Annotated in this window: 16 protein-coding genes; 9 read left to right on the top strand and 7 right to left on the bottom strand. The window is 70.6% G+C overall.

What is annotated here, in order from left to right:
• Positions 1–26: 26 nt before the first annotated feature.
• On the bottom strand, positions 27–1,499 hold the full coding sequence (locus tag AC5DRG_RS19875; protein ID WP_491811897.1) for a glycoside hydrolase: 1,473 nt from the start codon (positions 1,497–1,499) through the stop codon (positions 27–29).
• 258 nt (positions 1,500–1,757) lie between these two features.
• Here AC5DRG_RS19875 and AC5DRG_RS19870 point away from each other — a divergent pair, with 258 nt between their 5' ends.
• Positions 1,758–2,522 carry a class E sortase gene (locus AC5DRG_RS19870; protein WP_491811896.1) on the top strand — a complete coding sequence of 255 codons (765 nt, stop codon included), beginning with the start codon at positions 1,758–1,760 and terminating at the stop codon, positions 2,520–2,522.
• Positions 2,523–2,553: 31 nt separating this feature from the next.
• On the opposite strand, the gene AC5DRG_RS19865 is transcribed toward AC5DRG_RS19870, so the two are convergent.
• Positions 2,554–3,969, bottom strand: a complete 1,416-nt coding sequence (locus AC5DRG_RS19865; RefSeq protein WP_491811895.1) for an MFS transporter — start codon at positions 3,967–3,969, stop codon at positions 2,554–2,556.
• A 69-nt stretch (positions 3,970–4,038) separates the two neighbouring features.
• On the opposite strand from AC5DRG_RS19865, the gene AC5DRG_RS19860 reads away from it, so the two are divergent.
• Positions 4,039–4,599, top strand: a complete 561-nt coding sequence (locus AC5DRG_RS19860; RefSeq protein ID WP_491811894.1) for a winged helix-turn-helix transcriptional regulator — start codon at positions 4,039–4,041, stop codon at positions 4,597–4,599.
• 100 nt (positions 4,600–4,699) lie between these two features.
• Entirely contained in the window at positions 4,700–5,557 is an 858-nt protein-coding gene (locus AC5DRG_RS19855; protein ID WP_491811893.1) for a fumarylacetoacetate hydrolase family protein, read from the top strand.
• A 272-nt stretch (positions 5,558–5,829) separates the two neighbouring features.
• Here the strand turns inward: AC5DRG_RS19855 and AC5DRG_RS19850 are convergent, their stop codons facing one another.
• The 3 genes from AC5DRG_RS19850 to AC5DRG_RS19840 form a co-directional block, all read right to left on the bottom strand.
• A complete protein-coding gene (locus AC5DRG_RS19850; protein WP_491811892.1) occupies positions 5,830–6,693 on the bottom strand; it encodes an LLM class F420-dependent oxidoreductase in 864 nt (287 codons plus the stop codon).
• Positions 6,694–6,817: 124 nt separating this feature from the next.
• Positions 6,818–7,321 (bottom strand): heme-degrading domain-containing protein, encoded by a 504-nt coding sequence (locus tag AC5DRG_RS19845; RefSeq protein WP_491811891.1) that lies wholly within the window; start codon positions 7,319–7,321, stop codon positions 6,818–6,820.
• Positions 7,318–8,412, bottom strand: a complete 1,095-nt coding sequence (locus AC5DRG_RS19840; RefSeq protein ID WP_491811890.1) for a Gfo/Idh/MocA family protein — start codon at positions 8,410–8,412, stop codon at positions 7,318–7,320. Before AC5DRG_RS19840 ends, AC5DRG_RS19845 begins: the two co-directional genes overlap by 4 nt.
• A gap of 57 nt (positions 8,413–8,469) precedes the next feature.
• Between AC5DRG_RS19840 and AC5DRG_RS19835 the strand changes: the two genes are divergently transcribed.
• The 5 genes from AC5DRG_RS19835 (at position 8,470) to AC5DRG_RS19815 (ending at position 12,787) form a co-directional block, all read left to right on the top strand.
• Positions 8,470–9,588: an ROK family transcriptional regulator gene (locus AC5DRG_RS19835; RefSeq protein ID WP_491811889.1), complete on the top strand. Its 1,119-nt coding sequence runs from the start codon at positions 8,470–8,472 to the stop codon at positions 9,586–9,588.
• 228 nt (positions 9,589–9,816) lie between these two features.
• On the top strand, positions 9,817–10,581 hold the full coding sequence (locus AC5DRG_RS19830; RefSeq protein WP_491811888.1) for an LPXTG cell wall anchor domain-containing protein: 765 nt from the start codon (positions 9,817–9,819) through the stop codon (positions 10,579–10,581).
• 96 nt (positions 10,582–10,677) lie between these two features.
• On the top strand, positions 10,678–11,457 hold the full coding sequence (locus tag AC5DRG_RS19825) for an HAD-IIA family hydrolase (protein ID WP_491811887.1): 780 nt from the start codon (positions 10,678–10,680) through the stop codon (positions 11,455–11,457).
• Between the two features lie 107 nt (positions 11,458–11,564).
• On the top strand, positions 11,565–12,116 hold the full coding sequence (locus AC5DRG_RS19820; RefSeq protein ID WP_491811886.1) for a hypothetical protein: 552 nt from the start codon (positions 11,565–11,567) through the stop codon (positions 12,114–12,116).
• Between the two features lie 2 nt (positions 12,117–12,118).
• Entirely contained in the window at positions 12,119–12,787 is a 669-nt protein-coding gene (locus AC5DRG_RS19815; RefSeq protein WP_491811885.1) for a class F sortase, read from the top strand.
• A gap of 289 nt (positions 12,788–13,076) precedes the next feature.
• Here AC5DRG_RS19815 and AC5DRG_RS19810 read toward each other — a convergent pair whose 3' ends face one another.
• A complete protein-coding gene (locus AC5DRG_RS19810) occupies positions 13,077–13,841 on the bottom strand; it encodes an ANTAR domain-containing protein (protein ID WP_491811884.1) in 765 nt (254 codons plus the stop codon).
• A 169-nt stretch (positions 13,842–14,010) separates the two neighbouring features.
• On the opposite strand from AC5DRG_RS19810, the gene AC5DRG_RS19805 reads away from it, so the two are divergent.
• A complete protein-coding gene (locus AC5DRG_RS19805; protein WP_491811883.1) occupies positions 14,011–15,036 on the top strand; it encodes a glycoside hydrolase family 6 protein in 1,026 nt (341 codons plus the stop codon).
• A 16-nt stretch (positions 15,037–15,052) separates the two neighbouring features.
• On the opposite strand, the gene AC5DRG_RS19800 is transcribed toward AC5DRG_RS19805, so the two are convergent.
• The gene (locus AC5DRG_RS19800) at positions 15,053–15,511 is read right to left on the bottom strand and encodes a hypothetical protein (protein WP_491811881.1); all 459 of its coding nucleotides are present in this window, start codon (positions 15,509–15,511) and stop codon (positions 15,053–15,055) included.
• Positions 15,512–15,557: the final 46 nt, after the last annotated feature.

The following is a 15,557-nucleotide window of genomic DNA, read 5'->3' as shown; positions in this document are numbered from 1 at the left end:
CCTCACCGCGTCAGCGCCTCACTCCCTCACACCGTCACCCCGTCGATCTGAATCGTCTGCACCGCCTTCGCCGCGAACGGGACCGCGACCGTCTTCCCGCTCAGGTAGGTGTTGGAGTACGACGCGTACTTGTCGCCGCCCGTCGTCACCGTGTTCCAGCGCGGGACCAGGCCGCCCGTGCCGCCCGTCACCGTCGTGAACTGAGACAGGTCGAAGGTCAGAGTCTGGGCCGACGTCGACGTGTTCAGGGCCACGATCACCAGGCGCTTCGCCGTCGCGTCGTAGCCCGCGACCGCGTAGCTCACGCCCGTGTTGAGGATCTTCATCCCCGGGCGGATGTGGCGGCTGAACTGGGCCAACACGTAGTACTTCGTCTCGACCGCGCCGGCCTGCAAGGTGCTCGCGTCGTACTTGATCACGCCCCAGCCCGCAGTCGGGTCCATGACCTGCCAGTAGACCCAGGCCGTCGGGTGCAGCCAGCGGAAGTCGTAGAGGAGGTTGAAGGCCATGTTGTAGCCGGTGCCGTCGCTGTCGCCCGTCTCCGAGTTCCAGAGGGCCTTGCCGGCCGTTGTCACTACGTCCGTGTAGAGCAGGTCTCTACGGCCGCCCGAGCCCTGGTAGCCGTGGACGTTGACCCGGTTCACGTACCCCTTCGTGGTCGAGCTGAAGGAGTTCCAGGTGGTGCGGGCGAGGTCGTAGCTCGTCTCGTCCGAGGCCGAGATCTTCGTCGCCGACAGACCGCGCGCGTCCAACTCGCTTCTCATGTACGGCAGTACGGCCGCCTGGACCGTCGCGTCCATGTGGCAGCCCTCCTGCGTGCCCGTCGCCGTCCACCAGGACGACGAGGGCTCGTTGAAGGGGTCGACCGTCGCGAAGTTCACGCCCCAGTTGTTCTTGGCGTACAGGGCCGTTGCCGCCAAGTGGCTGGCGTGCTGGCGATAGTTCCAGGACTGGAGGTTGTTGCCGCCGCCCGCCGCGCCGGACGGGTTGTGGTTCAGACACATCCACCACATCGGGGAGTTGGCGAAGAGCTCGCTCGTCGCGCCCCTCGCCGTCGCCTTCACCAGCATCGCCCGCTGGTTGGCGTCCGCCGTCCAGTCCCAGGCCGAGGACGTCGGGTCCTCGTTGTTCCAGTCCTGCCAGAAGCCCTCGATCTGTTTGAAGGCCGGGATGTTGGCCGAGGCGACCATCGACTCGCCGCTCACCGTGTTCCAGCTGCACGCGCCCAGGTTGTAGCGGGCGATGTTCATGCCGAGGCCGGGGAGTGATGTGCCGCTGTACGTCGTCGACTTGGTCGTGAAGAAGATGTCCGCGAAGTCGTCCCGGGCGCCGAAGACGTTGGCCCACCAGGCCAGGGAGGTTCCCCAGCCTTCCCAAGTGCCGTACGAGGTGCCGGGGTTGACGGCGATCGTGGCGTCCGCGTGTGCGGTGCCCGTCGCCAGGGCGCTGCCGAGGAGGGTGCCTCCTGCGGCTGTCAGCAGCGTTCTGCGTCGGATCATGGTCTACTCCGAACTCCGATGTGTACGACACCGGTCCCCTGAGCCGGTGTCGAGACCTGTCCCCCTGATGGCAGACGAAGCATCGGGTGTGTCCTGTGAGGTTGTCGAGAGTTCTGACAGCCCTTTCTAAAACCGATGGAGGAAGTTCGGTATCTCGGACGGATTCCTGGTCACCTGGCCGCCAAGAAGGCTCTTGGGCTGGTGACTTGAAGCCCGCCCCCTTATCGTGCGGGCGGCCCCGGTCGAGGAGGCGTACGTATGCGGCTGCACGTCGTGGTGGACCACGGCATCCGACGTCGCCGGGCCCTGCGCCGACGCGCCCTGTGGACCGGCGGCGAACTCCTCGTCACCGTCGGGGTCGTACTCCTGCTCTTCGTCGCCCATCAGCTGTGGTGGACCAACCGGGAGGCCAGGGAGGGCGCCAAGCGGGAGGTCCAGGCGCTGGAGCGGGAATGGGAGCAGAGCCCGCGGCAGGACGCGGACATCGATTCCGGTACGGCTTCCCCGTCGCCGTCTCCTACGGAGCAGCGCTTCCGGGACGGCCAACCTGCCTCCGCCGAACCCCCCGACTGGCCCCAGGCCTACGCCATCCTCAGCATCCCCCGCCTCCACCTCCGCGTCCCCATCGCCGAGGGCACCAGCAAGCAGAACGTCCTCAACAAGGGATACGTCGGCCACTACCCCGCCACCCAACAGCCGGGCCAGTCAGGAAACTTCGCCCTCGCCGGTCACCGCAACACCCACGGCGAGCCCTTCCGGTACATCAACCGGCTCGCGCCCAAGGACACGATCGAGGTCGAGACGAGGAGCGCGGTCTACACGTACGCCGTCGACAGGACGCTGCCGCAGACCTCGGCCCGCGACTCGGGAGTGATCCGCGAGATCCCGCGCTCCACGGTCCGCCCCGCCTACGGCTACACCGCCCCCGGCTACTTCATCACCCTCACCACCTGCACCCCGGAGTACACGTCCAGGTACCGCCTGGTGGTGTGGGGCAAGTTGGTCTCGATGCGGCCCCGTTAACTGCCGTAGGACACAACGCCGTACGACCGACTCACGCCCGCTCCCGCAACGCCCCCACACTCACCGCCGCCACCAGCGCCAGCCCCGCCGACACCACCATCGCGATGTCCGCGCCGTGTGCGAGGCCGCCGCCCGTCGAGGTCGCGAGGGCGATGGTCAGGGCGACTCCGGCGCAGGAACCGATGTAGCGGAAGGTCTGCTGGGCGCCCGAGCCCATCGCGGCCCGCTGGGCCGGTACGGACTCCACGGCGAGCAACGGGAGCGCGGCGTTCAGCAGGCCGCTGCCGACGCCGGCCAGCATCAGGCCGGGGAGCAGGCGGGGCCAGGAGCCTGCGTCGAGCGCGCCCAGCATGGCCACCACACCCACCGCGTGCAGGACGAAACCCAGGGCCAGTTGGAGGCGCGGGGACACCCGTCCCGACAGTCGACGCGCCTGCAGCGCCACCGTGAAGGACAGGCCGGACCACAGCAGGAACAGCCACGCCGTGTCCATCGCCGACATGCCGAGCGTCCGCTGGAGCAGCGCCGGCAGGAAGCTGAACAGGCCGATCACCGCGAGCCCCGTGAACAGGCCGCCGGAGGACGAGGCGAGGAAGCGGGGGTGGCGGAGCAGGCCCAGGTCGATCATCGGGGTCGCCGAGCGGCGCTCGACCACCACGAACAGGGCCAGCAGGGCAGCGGAAGCGAGTAGCAGCAGGCCCACCTGCGGCCGCAGCCAGCCGTCCCGGCCCAGCGTCAGTGCGGCCACCAGGGCGACCAGCGCAAGGCCGAAGGCCACCGCCCCGGCGAGGTCGGGGCGGCCGCCGCGCGGGGCGCGGGACTCCGACAGTCCCCGCACCGACAAGGCCGCCACGATCAGGGTCGCGGCGCCGAGGACGCCGTACGCGAGGCGCCAGCTCGGTATCGCGCCTGTGACGATCGGGCCGAGCGCGATGCCACCGCTCACGAACGCGCCCCACACGCCGGTCGCGTGCAGTCGCCCCCTCGGCGTCGGGAACGCGTGGACGATCAGGCCCAGGCTGCTGGCGAGGAGCGCCGCGCTGGCCGCGCCCTGCGCGATGCGGGCCAGGGTGAACAGCCAGGTCGTGGAGGCGAAGGCGCCGAGGATCGTGGTGATGCCCAACGCCAGTGTTCCCGCGACGAAGATCCGGCGGCGGCCGTAGTCGTCGGCGAGGGTGCCGGCGACCAGGAGGAGGGCGGCGAGGCCGAGCGGGGTGCCGTTCAGGAGCCAGGCCTGGGCGGACAGGGGGGTGTGCAGGGCGGCGGCCACGTCCGGGAGCGTGACCATCGGCGCGGTGTACGTCATCAGGGCCACGGCGGTGGCGGCGCTGGTCAGGGCGAGGGTGGCGCGGGGGTGGGGAGACGGTTCCTGCTCCTCCTTCAGGGCGTCCTCCCGGCCGGCCCTCGGGTTCAGCTCGGTGAGAGTTCGTTCATTGAACCTATCCATGCCTCGTACCGTAACAGCCTCGGTTCGGTCATTGAACCAACCCTTCGTAAATTGGTTACAGTGGGCGTCATGGCACTGGGTAAGGACTACGCGACACAGGAATGTTCGATCGCCCGCGCGCTCGAAATCGTCGGCGAGCGCTGGACCCTGCTCGTCATCCGCGACGCCCTCTACGGCGTCCGGCGCTACAACGACTTCCTCGTCCACCTCGGCATCCCGCGCGCCGTCCTGGCCGCCCGCCTCCAGGCGCTCACCGCGGAAGGGATCCTGGAAAAGCGCCGGTATCAGGAGTCGCCGCCGCGCGACGAGTACGTCCTGACCGACCGCGGCATCGCACTGTGGCCCACCCTGCGCTCACTCGGCCGCTGGGGCCGCGAGCACCACGGCGACCCCCAGCTGCGCGTCTTCCGGCACGCGGACTGCGGCACCGAACTCGGCCCGTACGGCGAATGCCCCGCCTGCGGAACGGTCGTACCCGTGCCGGACGTTGAGATGGTGCCGGGCCCCGGACTCGATCCGGACCCGGCGGATCCGGTCAGCCGGGCCCTGCTCAAGCCCAGGAGACTGCTCCAGCCCATCGAGACGGAGTCGTCGGGGGCGTCGGGGGCGTCGCTACGGTCCAGTACGTGAACCGGGTATTGCGGAGTGCACAGAGACCTTGGAGGATCGACCAGTCCTCCGATGGCTGCACCTGTCGGTGGGGCGCCCGCGATCGAGGGAGATTGTGATCATGAAGCTGATGCGAGTCGGTACGGCCGGGTCGGAGACGCCCGCGCTGCTCGACGCCGAGGGGGTCCTGCGGGATCTGTCCGGTGTCGTCGCGGACATCGACGGGGCGTTGCTCGCCGACGACGCGGCGCTCGGGCGGATACGTGCCGCCGTCGACGCCGGGGAGCTGCCTGCCCTCGACGCGACCGGGTTGCGGGTCGGGGCGCCGGTGGGGCGGATCGGCAAGGTCGTGTGTATCGGGCTCAACTATCACGATCACGCTCGCGAGACCGGGGCCGAGCCGCCCTCCGAGCCCGTCATCTTCTTCAAGGCCGCGGACACGGTAGTAGGGCCGTATGACACCGTGCTGGTTCCTCGCCTGTCGACCAAGACCGACTGGGAGGTCGAACTGGCGGTCGTCATCGGGCGTACGGCCCGGTATCTGTCCTCGCATGAAGAGGCGCTCGCCCATGTCGCCGGGTATGCGGTGGCGCATGACGTGTCCGAGCGGGAGTTCCAGATCGAGCGGGGCGGGACCTGGGACAAGGGGAAGAACTGCGAGACGTTCAATCCGCTCGGGCCTTGGCTCGTGACTGCGGACGAGGTGGCCGATCCGCAGGATCTGGGGCTGAAGCTCTGGGTGAACGGGGAGTTGAAGCAGGACGGGACTACCGCCGAGCAGATCTTCTCGGTGGCGGAAGTGGTGCGGTACGTCAGCCAGTTCATGACCCTGTACCCCGGGGATGTCATCAACACGGGTACGCCGGCGGGGGTTGCTCTGGGGCAGCCCGAGCCGAAGCCCTTCCTGCGGGCCGGGGATGTGGTGGAGCTGGAGATCGACGGGCTCGGCAAGCAGCGGCAGGAGTTCAAGGACGCGTAAGCGCTCCGCTGGTTGAGCCGGGGGACTGCGGTTGTTCGGCGGGTGCGAGTCCGTCGTGGTTGCTCGCGCAGTTCCCCGCGCCCCTTAGGGCGTTGGTCATGCCGTAGGTGGGTGATTGGAGCGTTTGGGCCACGTCGGCGGTAGCCGACCTGCGGTTTTCCCCTCGCCGTCTGGGCCAAAGGGGCCAATCGCCGGGACTGGCCCCCAACCTCACCCACCGGCGGGCCCAGCGGCCGACCACGAGCCATCGGGAACCGCCCAGGTGCGTGACCTCACGCCAATAGCGATGCCAGCCTGCGCCAATCCTCCCTCGGCAGCGCGTCCCTCGACTCTCCGTCCAGCACCTGCAACGCCACCTGGTTCGCGCCCGCCTTGTGGAAGGCCTCGATGCGCTCGCGGATCCTGTCCTCACCGCCCCATGCGAACACCGCGTCGACCAGGCGGTCGCTGCCGCCGTCCGCCAGGTCGTCCTCTGTGAAGCCCAGGCGTTGGAAGGTGTTCGTGTAGTTCGGGAGGGCGAGGTACATGGCCAGGGTTTCGCGGGCGAGGGTGCGTGCCCTGGTCGGGTCCGTCTCCAGGACGACCTTCAACTCCGGGGCCAGCAGCGGGGATTCGCCCAGGATTGCGCGGGCCTCCGCCGTGTGCTCGGGGGTGACCAGGTAGGGGATCGCGCCCGCCGCCCGGTCGCGGGACAGTTCCAGCGTCTTCGGGCCCAGGGCCGCGAGGACCCTCCGGCCGGCCGGGACGCCGGCCGCGTCCAGGGCGTCGAGGTAGGCGACCAGCGCCGAGTACGGGCGCCGGTATTGTTCCGCGAGCTTGGCGTGGCTGACGCCGAGGCCGAGCAGGAAGCGGCCGGGGTGGGCCGCCTCCAGCTCGGTGAAGCTCGCGGCGCTTTCGGCGGCCTCGTACTGCCAGATGCTCTGGATGCTGGTGCCGACGGTGATCCGCGAGGTCGCCGCGATGAGCGGCTCGGCGTGGCGGGCGGCGCTGCTGCCGCCCAGCCAGATCGCGCCGAAGCCGAGCTCCTCCAACTCGGCCGCCGCCTCGGCGAGTTCGGTTCGGCGGGCCGGATCCTCCGAGCGGAGTCCGACGCTCCAGATTCCGTACCGTCCGAGCCCTCCGAGGTCGTCGCTCATCGGTTCCGTTCCCTTCGGTCGCCGTGTAGCTGCCCGGCCGTACAGCCCTCACAGCCCCGTACAGCCCTATAGCCAGTGCCAACCGGAGGGTCCCTCTGGATAATCCCGATAATCCCGGGCCGAACTATTCGCTGAGGAACTGCTCCAACGCCGCCACCACAAACCGGTGATCATCCAGCTGCGGCAGTCCCGACACCGTCACCACGCCGATCACCCCCACCCCCTCCACGTTGATCGGGAACGAGCCCCCATGTGCCGCGTACTCGTCGGGGTCGAGGCGGGAGGACTCCTCGAACGTCGTGCCCTTGGCGCGGAAGCGGGCGCCGACCAGGTAGGACGCGGAGCCGTAGCGCTCCACCACCCGGCGTTTGCGGTCGATCCAGGCGTCGTTGTCCGGGGTGGAGCCGGGGAGTGCCGCGTGGAAGAGCTGCTGGCCGGCGCGGCGGATGTCGATGGCGACCGGGGCCTGGCTCTCGCGGGCCAGTTCCACCAGGAGTGAGCCGAGCGCCCACGCGTCCTCGTGCGTGAACTGGCGGAAGACCAGGCGGCGTTCCTGGGCTTCCAGCTCCTCCACCGCCGGGGTGATCTCGGGGGCGAATCTCGGGGTGAGCTTGGGGTTGTTCGTCACGGCGTCTCCGTCACCTTCACGTTCACTGTCACTCCGTCGAGGGCCGATCGCCTCGCCGCTTCCAGTACGTCGAGCGCGGCGGCCGCCTCCAGCGCGGTCACCGGGTTCTCGCCGGTGCCGCGGAGGGCGGCGGCCACGGCCGTGTAGTACGCCGGATAGTCGCCGGGGAGCGTCGGCACGGGACGGCCGCCTCCCGTCAGCGGGGACTCGCCGGAGCCGACGCGGCCCCACGCCGACTCGGGCTCCAGGCCCCATGCGTCGCCGCCGGCGCCCGGACGCCCACCGTCGCGCAGGGCGGACTCCTGGGGGTCGAGGCCGTACTTGACGTAACCCGCCTGCGAGCCCAGCACCCGGAAGCGCGGGCCGAGTTGGGCGGTCGTGGCGGAGGCGTAGAGGTGGGAGCGGACGCCGTTCGTGTGCGTGATCGCGATGAACGTGTCGTCGTCCGTGCGCGCACCCGGGCGGCGGATGTCGGACTCCGCGTACACGGAAGCCGCCGGGCCGAAGAGGACCAGGGCCTGGTCGACGACGTGGCTGCCGAGGTCGTAGAGCAGACCTCCGATCTCTGCCGGGTCGCCGGACTCGCGCCAGCCGCCCTTCGGCTGCGGGCGCCAGCGCTCGAAGCGGGATTCGAAGCGCCATACGTCGCCCAGCTCGCCCTCCGCGATCAGCGCGCGCAGGGTGAGGAAGTCGTTGTCCCAACGGCGGTTCTGGAAGACGGAGAGGAGGAGGCCGTGGTCGTCGGCCAGGGTCGCCAATTCGCGCGCCTCGGCCGCTGTCCCGGCGATCGGCTTGTCGACCACGACCGGCACGCCCGCCTTCAGGGCGGCGGTGGCCAGCGGGACGTGCGTCCTGTTCGGGGAGGCGATGACGACCAGGTCGAGTTCGTCGGCGCGGTCGAACAGCTCGTCGGCGGTGGCGGCGACGCGTACGTCCGGGAACTCGGCGCGGGCCTGCTCCTGCCGCTCGGGGTTCGAGGTGACCACCGTGTCGAGGACGAGGTCCTCGTTGGCGGCGACCAGCGGGGCGTGGAAGACGGAGCCTGCGAGGCCGTAGCCGACCAGGCCCACGCGGAGGGGAGTACCAGTCATGCGTTCCACTTTCGCAACGCTGTTGCCAAAGTGCAAGCGCGGGGGACAATGGTCGACGTGAACAGGACGAACGACACGGTCACGGTCCCAGGGGTGCCGGGCGCGACGGGAGCGAATCTGCTCGCGCTGCGCAGCCACAACGCCGCGCTCGTCCTCGATCTGCTGCGCACGGCCGGCCCGGCCGGCATCAGCCGCCTCGAACTCGCCGAGCGGACCGGGCTCACCCCGCAGGCCGTCAGCAAGATCACCGCCCGGCTGCGGGCCGACGGCCTCGCGACCGAGGCGGGCCGCCGCGCCTCGACGGGCGGCAAGCCCCGTACGGTGCTGCGGCTCGTGCCGGAGGCGGGACACGCGGTCGGGGTCCATCTGGACCGGGACGAACTGCGGGCCGTGCTCGTCGACCTCACCGGCGCGGTGGTGGGCGAGCGGCGCGTTCCCGTGGACCTCGGGGCGGGGGCGGAGGCCGTGTTGGGGGCGGTCGAGGGGCTCGTCGGGGACGTGGCGGGCGCGGGCGTCGGCTCGCTCCTCGGTGTCGGCGTCGCGCTTCCCGGACCCCTCGATCACACCCGCGGAGTGCTGCACCGGGTCACCGGGTTCCCCGAGTGGGACGGCTTTCCGCTACGGGACGCGCTGGCCCGGCGGCTCGGGGCGCCCGTCGTCGTCGACAAGGACACCAACGCCGCCGCGCTCGGCCTTGCGGTCGGCGGCGAGGGCGGCTCCTTCGCCTACCTGCACTTCGGGGCGGGGCTCGGCGGCGGTTTCGTCATCGGGGGCGCGGTGCACCGGGGGGCCCGGACCAGCGCGGGGGAGTTCGGGCATCAGGTCGTCCAGATGGACGGGCCGCCCTGCGGCTGCGGCAACCGCGGCTGCGTCGAGGCGCTGTGTCTGGCCGCGGTTGCCTGCGGCGACATCGCGGGGGCGGCGCGCGTGCTCGGCACCGGGGCGGGCAATCTGGTCGCCCTCCTCGACATCGACCTCATTCTGCTGGGCGGCCGTATCGTCGCAGCCGAGCCCGAGAGCTTCGTACGCGGTGTCGCCGCAGTCCTCGACGAGCGCGCCCGGCGTGTGGGCGAGGCCCCGGTACCGGTCCGGATCGCCCCCGGCGCGGGTCGCGAGGTCGCGGAGGGTGCCGCCCAGTTGTTGCTCGCGCCGCTGTTCGGCCGGGCGGACGGGTAGTGCTGCCAAGTGCTCCGCTGGTTGAGCGGTTCGTCTACTGCGGGCCGGTGGGGGCTGGTCGCGCAGTTCCCCGCGCCCCTGAAGGGGCGCGGGTGAACCGGAGTAGACATAGCCCCGCCCCTTAAGGCCCCGACTCCGCCGATCGAGCGGATTTCCGAAGCCGTTCGAGGGCTACGACCGGAATGGCGCCCCCCGTCCCCCGCCCCCGCCCGGCAGGGTCACGTGTCCATGCGACTGTGCACGCCCGTTTCCCTCGCCCTTGCCGCTACAGCCGCCCTCCTCCCGCTGCCGACACCGGCGTACGCGGCTCCCCGCCCCACCGTCTGCGCCGGCGCCGCGGACGACCGCGACTTCCCCCTCACCACCCGCCTCCACGGCGGCCCCGACGCCTACGAGGCCGGCGGCGGCTTCGGCACCTGGTTCCTGGACCTCACCAACACCACCACCCGCCCCTGCACCGGCATCCACCCGGTCGTCGTCCTCGTCGACGAGAAACGCGCCCTCAAGCCGTCACAGCCCCGCCTGGAGTTCTACGACGACTCGCGCGCCGGGGGCTCCCCGCATCCCGTCCGCTTCGAGACGACCGACGAGGACGAGCTGGTCGGCGCCTTCGACGCCTCCGGCACCTCCGACGACGGGTTTCCCGGTTTCACCGTCGCTCCCGGCGCCACCGTCACCGTGAAGGTGCGCCTGGCGATCACCTCGGACGCCGTACCCAACGAGGTCACCGCGAACGCGGCCGTCGTGCAGCGTCACGACGACGACGGCGACTGGGTCGGCCAGTCCAACTCCTACCGCTTCGCCATCGACGCCGACCCCGCCCCCACCACCCCCGACTCCTCCGCGACCGCCGTCCCACCGGGCGGCCGGCTCCCCTTCGCCGACGAACTCGCCCGCACCGGAATCGACACCGCGGCCGGAGCCTTCGCCGCGGCCGCCGCACTCCTCGCCACCGCCGGCGGCGCACTCCTGCTGGCGCGCAGACGCCGCTGACCGTTCACCGAGTCACCGGAAACCGGCCGTTCCCTCAAGATCTCACCTGTGCATAGGCTGGAACTCACGCACCGCGTCCGGCAGGAGATCCCGCACATGGCAGACCGCAAGCCCATCGAATCGTGGCTCACCGACATGGACGGTGTACTCATCCACGAGGGTGTGCCGATCCCCGGCGCCGACGCCTTCCTCAAGAAGCTGCGTGAGTCCGGCCGGCCCTTCCTGGTGCTCACCAACAACTCGATCTACACCCCGCGCGACCTGCAGGCCCGGCTGAGCCGCATGGGCCTTGAGGTGCCGGTCGAGAACATCTGGACCTCGGCCCTGGCCACCGCCAAGTTCCTGGACGACCAGCGACCGGGCGGCACGGCGTACGTCATAGGCGAGGCCGGCATGACCACCGCGCTGCACGACATCGGGTACATCCTCACCGACCACGAGCCCGACTACGTGGTCCTCGGGGAGACCCGCACCTACTCCTTCGAGGCCATGACCAAGGCCGTACGGCTGATCAACGGCGGCGCCCGCTTCATCTGCACCAACCCGGACGAGACCGGCCCCTCCACCGAGGGCCCGCTGCCCGCGACCGGCGCGGTGGCCGCGCTGATCACCAAGGCGACCGGCAAGAAGCCCTACTTCGCGGGCAAGCCCAACCCGCTGATGATGCGCACCGGGCTCAACGCGATCGGCGCCCACTCCGAGACCAGCGCGATGATCGGCGACCGCATGGACACCGATGTGCTGGCCGGAATCGAGGCCGGGATGCAGACATACCTGGTGCTCACCGGGCTGACCCGGCCCGAGCAGGTCGAGAACTTCCCGTACCGCCCCTCCAAGATCGTGGACTCGATCGCGGACCTCGTCGAAAGAATCTGAGACCGGGGATTTGAAACCCGTCACTCCCCGAACGGAGTAGTGAGACCCGCCCTGCGGATGCGCGCCTGGGCCCGGAGGAGGAGTCTCCAGATATCTGGAGGTTCACGATGGGTCCAATGAAACTCACTCTCTGTACAGGTGCGGCGCTGGTCGCGGTCTTCACTCCGGCGGCGTACGCGGCCGACGGAGGCGGTGTCTCGGTGACCCCGTCCTCCCCGGCCCCCGGCGCCGACGTCGGGCTGCGGGTCGGCGGCTGCGCCGGGCAGAGCGGCACCGCGGCGTCCGAGGCCTTCGTGGCGGACGCCCGCCTCGTCGGCATCGACGGCACGCTCGTCGGCGAGAGCCGGGTCCGCTCCTCGCTCGCGGAGGGGACGTACGACGTGAAGGTCACCTGCGGCGACACCCAGGTGAAGGGCACGATCACCGTCGGACAGGCCTCGTCCGCCTCGCCGTACGCCCCACCCACCACCCCGGCCTCGCCCGTCGCCCCCGTCCACGCGGGCGGCGGCGGAACCGCCCACCTCGCGGCCACCGCGGCCGAGGAGGCCCGGGAGGCCGGGCCCGGCACCGGACACGCGGTCATCGGACTGGTCCTCGCGGGCGTCGCCGCGTTCGCCGTGGTGCTCCGCGGTGCCCGCCGGAGCCGCGGAACGGACTGACCATGTCCGAACAAGGTGAGCGCTCCTCCGGCACCGGACGCCTGCTGACCGGCGTCGCCTGGGCGGTACTGCTGCTCGGGCTGTGGCTGTGGGGGCGCGAGGTGAGCGACGTACGACAGGGGATATCCGCGCCGACCACCGGAGACATGGCGGCGGTCGGACGGCCCCCGGGCGCCGAACTGCCGCCCGCGCTCCAGCCGTTGGGGGACGCGTTGCCGCAGCGCGTCGACATTCCCGAGCTGGGGGTGCAGGCGCCGGTCGTGGCCCGCGGCCTCGACACACAGGGGGCGGTCGATCCGCCGCCCTTCGACCAGGCGGGCGTCGTGGGGTGGTACGCGGGCGGGGCGAAACCGGGGGCGGCCGGCACCGCGCTGCTGGTGGGACACGTCGACACCGAGACCCGGCCCGCCGTCTTCTACAAGATCAGCGCGCTGCGGGCCGGCGAGACGGTCCGGGTGATCCGCGACGACGGCAAGGTCGCCGAGTTCACCATCGACGACGTACAGGTGCTGCCCCGCGACCGCTTCGACGCCCGACAGGCGTACGGGACACGGCAGTCGGGGCGGGCCGAACTGCGGCTCATCACCTGCGGCGGCACCTTCGACCCGGTGAGCCGCAGCTACACGGCGAACGTGATCGTGTCGGCGTACCTCACCGGCACCGGACTGTGAGAAGCGGTGCTGCGAGAAACCGGGTACCCGGCCCGGTCGGCGGCCCGCTCCCCCCGAAAAACCGCCGACCGGGCTGGTCCTCGACCGCGCGCGCACGGGCTGCGGGAGTAACCCGGCGCCGGCGCGGGAGGCTTTTGAGGCTCAGTGGTGGTCAACCGGCCGGGGGCTGGGGCCTTCTGGGAAGACTCTAGAACGGATGCGTGCCGGGGCCTAGGGGGTGATTGACGCCAAGTTCCGCTTTGGTGGCGCTCCGTGATCCATGCAGGTGGACTGTGGGCTACGCGGATCCTCATGCCAGCCCCTCGGCTTCACTTCGCAGATCGGCGTCGTTCGCGACCCGTTCGATGACCGCCGACGCGACCTGGTCCAAAGGCAGTTGGCGTCGGCGTGCGTACTGCCTGAGTGAGATGAACGCGCCGTCGGTGGTGGTGTTCCAGCGTTCGGCGAGCATCCCCTTGGCCTGCTCGATGCGCACCCTGCTGGACAGCGCCTGCTGCAACTGCCCGGACAGGGTGCGGTATTGCGTGAACGTGCGGTGGTTCTGCAGGCCGACCGCCGCGGCGTCGGCGATCGCCTGGGCCAGCAGCAGCTCCGACGCGCCGCCGTCCGGCGGGCCCTCGGGCAGGGTCGGTACGAACACGTTCAGCGCGCCGAGCAGGGTCTCGCGGCGGCGCAGCGGCACGGCGAAGGTCGCCACGACGTCGTGCCGCAGTGCCCGCTCCGTGAAGTCGGGCCAGCGGGACGCCGCGTGGGCGACCTGGATGGACACCGGGGGAACCGGTCGGCCGGTACCGTAACTGTCCAGACAGGGCCCGCCGCCGTGCTGGGCCTGGAGCAGGTCGAGGGCGACCTCGTGCTGTCGGCTGCTGCCGACCAGCGAAATCGTCTCGCCGCCGTCGATCAGCATGATTCCGGCGGCTCGCGCGGCCAGCAGCTCCACGCAGTGGTCGGACAGTCGTTGCAAGTAGAGGTCGGTGTCGAAGCCGTCGGTCAGGGTGTCGGCGGCCTCTACGAGTGCTGCCGCCAGCCGGGCCTCCCGGGTGGTGTGGTGCATGACTGCGCACGCCCTTCCCGTGTCTCGCCCGCCCCCCATCCCCAGGCGCGCGCCTACCCAGACCTTGGGGGGTGTAACAGGTGTCCGACAAGACCCCGGTGATCTCGTGGGCGCCACGACACGTATGTCAGGATTGAGACTTGGAACGGCGCACCCAAGGGGGAGTTGGATGTACGCCAGCAGGGGGGCGGCCGGAGTGCGGGTGTCCGTGGCGGTGGTGCTGGGGGCGGCACTGCTGATCACGGGATGCTCCTCCTCCGGGGACGGTGAGAAGGAGCCCGACGACTCGGGCGCCAAGATCACCCAACAGCCCAAGGAGACCGATCCGTTCTGGGTCAATCCGGACGGCAACGCGGCCGCACAGGTCGCCACCTACGAGAAGGCGGGCAAGGACGACGACGCCGAGCAGATCCTGAAGATCGCCGAGCAGCCGACCGGCGAGTGGATCGGCCCGGAGAACCCGGAGCAGGAGGCCCGCGGCTTCACCGAGGCCGCCGACAAGGCCGGCCGCACCGCACTCCTGGTCCTCTACAACATCCCGCACCGCGACTGCGGCCAGTACTCCCAGGGCGGCGCAGCCGACGGCAACGCCTACCGCGCCTGGATCGACGGGGTAGCGGCGGGCATCGGCGACCGCGCGGCCACGGTGATCCTGGAACCGGACGCGATCCTCCACCTGGTCGACGGCTGCACCCAGGACGAGTTCCACGAGGAGCGCTACGACCTCCTCAAGGGCGCCATCACCAAGCTCAAGTCCCTCAAGAACACCAAGGTCTACCTGGACGCGGGCAACGCGGGCTGGGGCCACCCGGACGAGATCTTCGAGCCTCTCCAATGGGCAGGCATCGACCAGGCAGACGGCTTCTCGGTCAACGTCTCCAACTTCTACTCCACCGAGGACTCCATCGCCTACGGCAAGCAGTTGTCCGCCAAGGTCGCCGACAAACCCTTCGTCATAGACACCAGCCGCAACGGCAACGGCCCCTACACAGGCGGCGACGCCAACGAACGCTGGTGCAACCCACCGGGGAGGGCACTGGGGGAGGCGCCCACGACGAAGACGGCGGACTCCTTGGTCGACGCCTACCTGTGGGTCAAACGCCCGGGCGAGTCGGACGGCGAGTGCAAGGGCGGCCCGAAGGCGGGGCAGTGGTGGGCGGATTACGCCCTGAAGCTCGCCAAGGCCAGCGACTAGAAGGCCCGGACAGGTCCTAGAGGCCCAGGGCGTCGGCGAAGGCCGAAAACCCGGGCGCCACGACGCGCCACGCGCACTGCCTGGGGTTCGCCCCAAAGTCGCTGCCCACGACGCGGGGATCGGAGGGACTGCTGCGGTAGTCGAGAGCGAGGGCCACGTCGTCACCGGCGCTGCGATTGACCGCGATGACGAACGCCTGCTCGATGTCCAGCCAGGGCAGTTCCACCGGGTCCTTCCGGTGGCTGCCTCGCATCGCGCGGAAGAGCGCGGACAGGGATGGGTCATCGGCGAACAGGTCCAGCGAGCGGGACGCCCTGGTCATTGCCTCGCCACTGGCAAGGAAGTCGAGCGGATCCTCGAACCACGGGATCAGCCTCGCCAACTCGGCGTCCCCCGGGTGCCGCCACCGCTCCTCGCGCAGAAGTGAGGACAGCCGCGCGGGCAGGGGCAGTCCAAGGACCTTCGCGTGCTCCATGAGGACAGCGTGCCACGCCCGGTGCAACGGCGACTGGGGGCGCCCT

The organism is Streptomyces sp. JLBG701 (assembly GCF_058544905.1).
This window is presented reverse-complemented; position numbering and strand designations above follow the sequence as displayed.

What these genes read in the sequence shown, in the direction of transcription:
- AC5DRG_RS19815 (WP_491811885.1), top strand. Translation starts at nt 12,119, where the DNA reads ATGTCCGAACAAGGTGAGCGCTCCTCCGGCACCGGACGCCTGCTGACC.
- AC5DRG_RS19850 (WP_491811892.1), bottom strand. Translation starts at nt 6,693, where the DNA reads ATGAGCGACGACCTCGGAGGGCTCGGACGGTACGGAATCTGGAGCGTC.
- AC5DRG_RS19820 (WP_491811886.1), top strand. Translation starts at nt 11,565, where the DNA reads ATGGGTCCAATGAAACTCACTCTCTGTACAGGTGCGGCGCTGGTCGCG.
- AC5DRG_RS19855 (WP_491811893.1), top strand. Translation starts at nt 4,700, where the DNA reads ATGAAGCTGATGCGAGTCGGTACGGCCGGGTCGGAGACGCCCGCGCTG.
- AC5DRG_RS19860 (WP_491811894.1), top strand. Translation starts at nt 4,039, where the DNA reads ATGGCACTGGGTAAGGACTACGCGACACAGGAATGTTCGATCGCCCGC.
- AC5DRG_RS19865 (WP_491811895.1), bottom strand. Translation starts at nt 3,969, where the DNA reads ATGGATAGGTTCAATGAACGAACTCTCACCGAGCTGAACCCGAGGGCC.
- AC5DRG_RS19875 (WP_491811897.1), bottom strand. Translation starts at nt 1,499, where the DNA reads ATGATCCGACGCAGAACGCTGCTGACAGCCGCAGGAGGCACCCTCCTC.
- AC5DRG_RS19810 (WP_491811884.1), bottom strand. Translation starts at nt 13,841, where the DNA reads ATGCACCACACCACCCGGGAGGCCCGGCTGGCGGCAGCACTCGTAGAG.
- AC5DRG_RS19870 (WP_491811896.1), top strand. Translation starts at nt 1,758, where the DNA reads ATGCGGCTGCACGTCGTGGTGGACCACGGCATCCGACGTCGCCGGGCC.
- AC5DRG_RS19805 (WP_491811883.1), top strand. Translation starts at nt 14,011, where the DNA reads ATGTACGCCAGCAGGGGGGCGGCCGGAGTGCGGGTGTCCGTGGCGGTG.
- AC5DRG_RS19840 (WP_491811890.1), bottom strand. Translation starts at nt 8,412, where the DNA reads ATGACTGGTACTCCCCTCCGCGTGGGCCTGGTCGGCTACGGCCTCGCA.
- AC5DRG_RS19800 (WP_491811881.1), bottom strand. Translation starts at nt 15,511, where the DNA reads ATGGAGCACGCGAAGGTCCTTGGACTGCCCCTGCCCGCGCGGCTGTCC.
- AC5DRG_RS19825 (WP_491811887.1), top strand. Translation starts at nt 10,678, where the DNA reads ATGGCAGACCGCAAGCCCATCGAATCGTGGCTCACCGACATGGACGGT.
- AC5DRG_RS19830 (WP_491811888.1), top strand. Translation starts at nt 9,817, where the DNA reads ATGCGACTGTGCACGCCCGTTTCCCTCGCCCTTGCCGCTACAGCCGCC.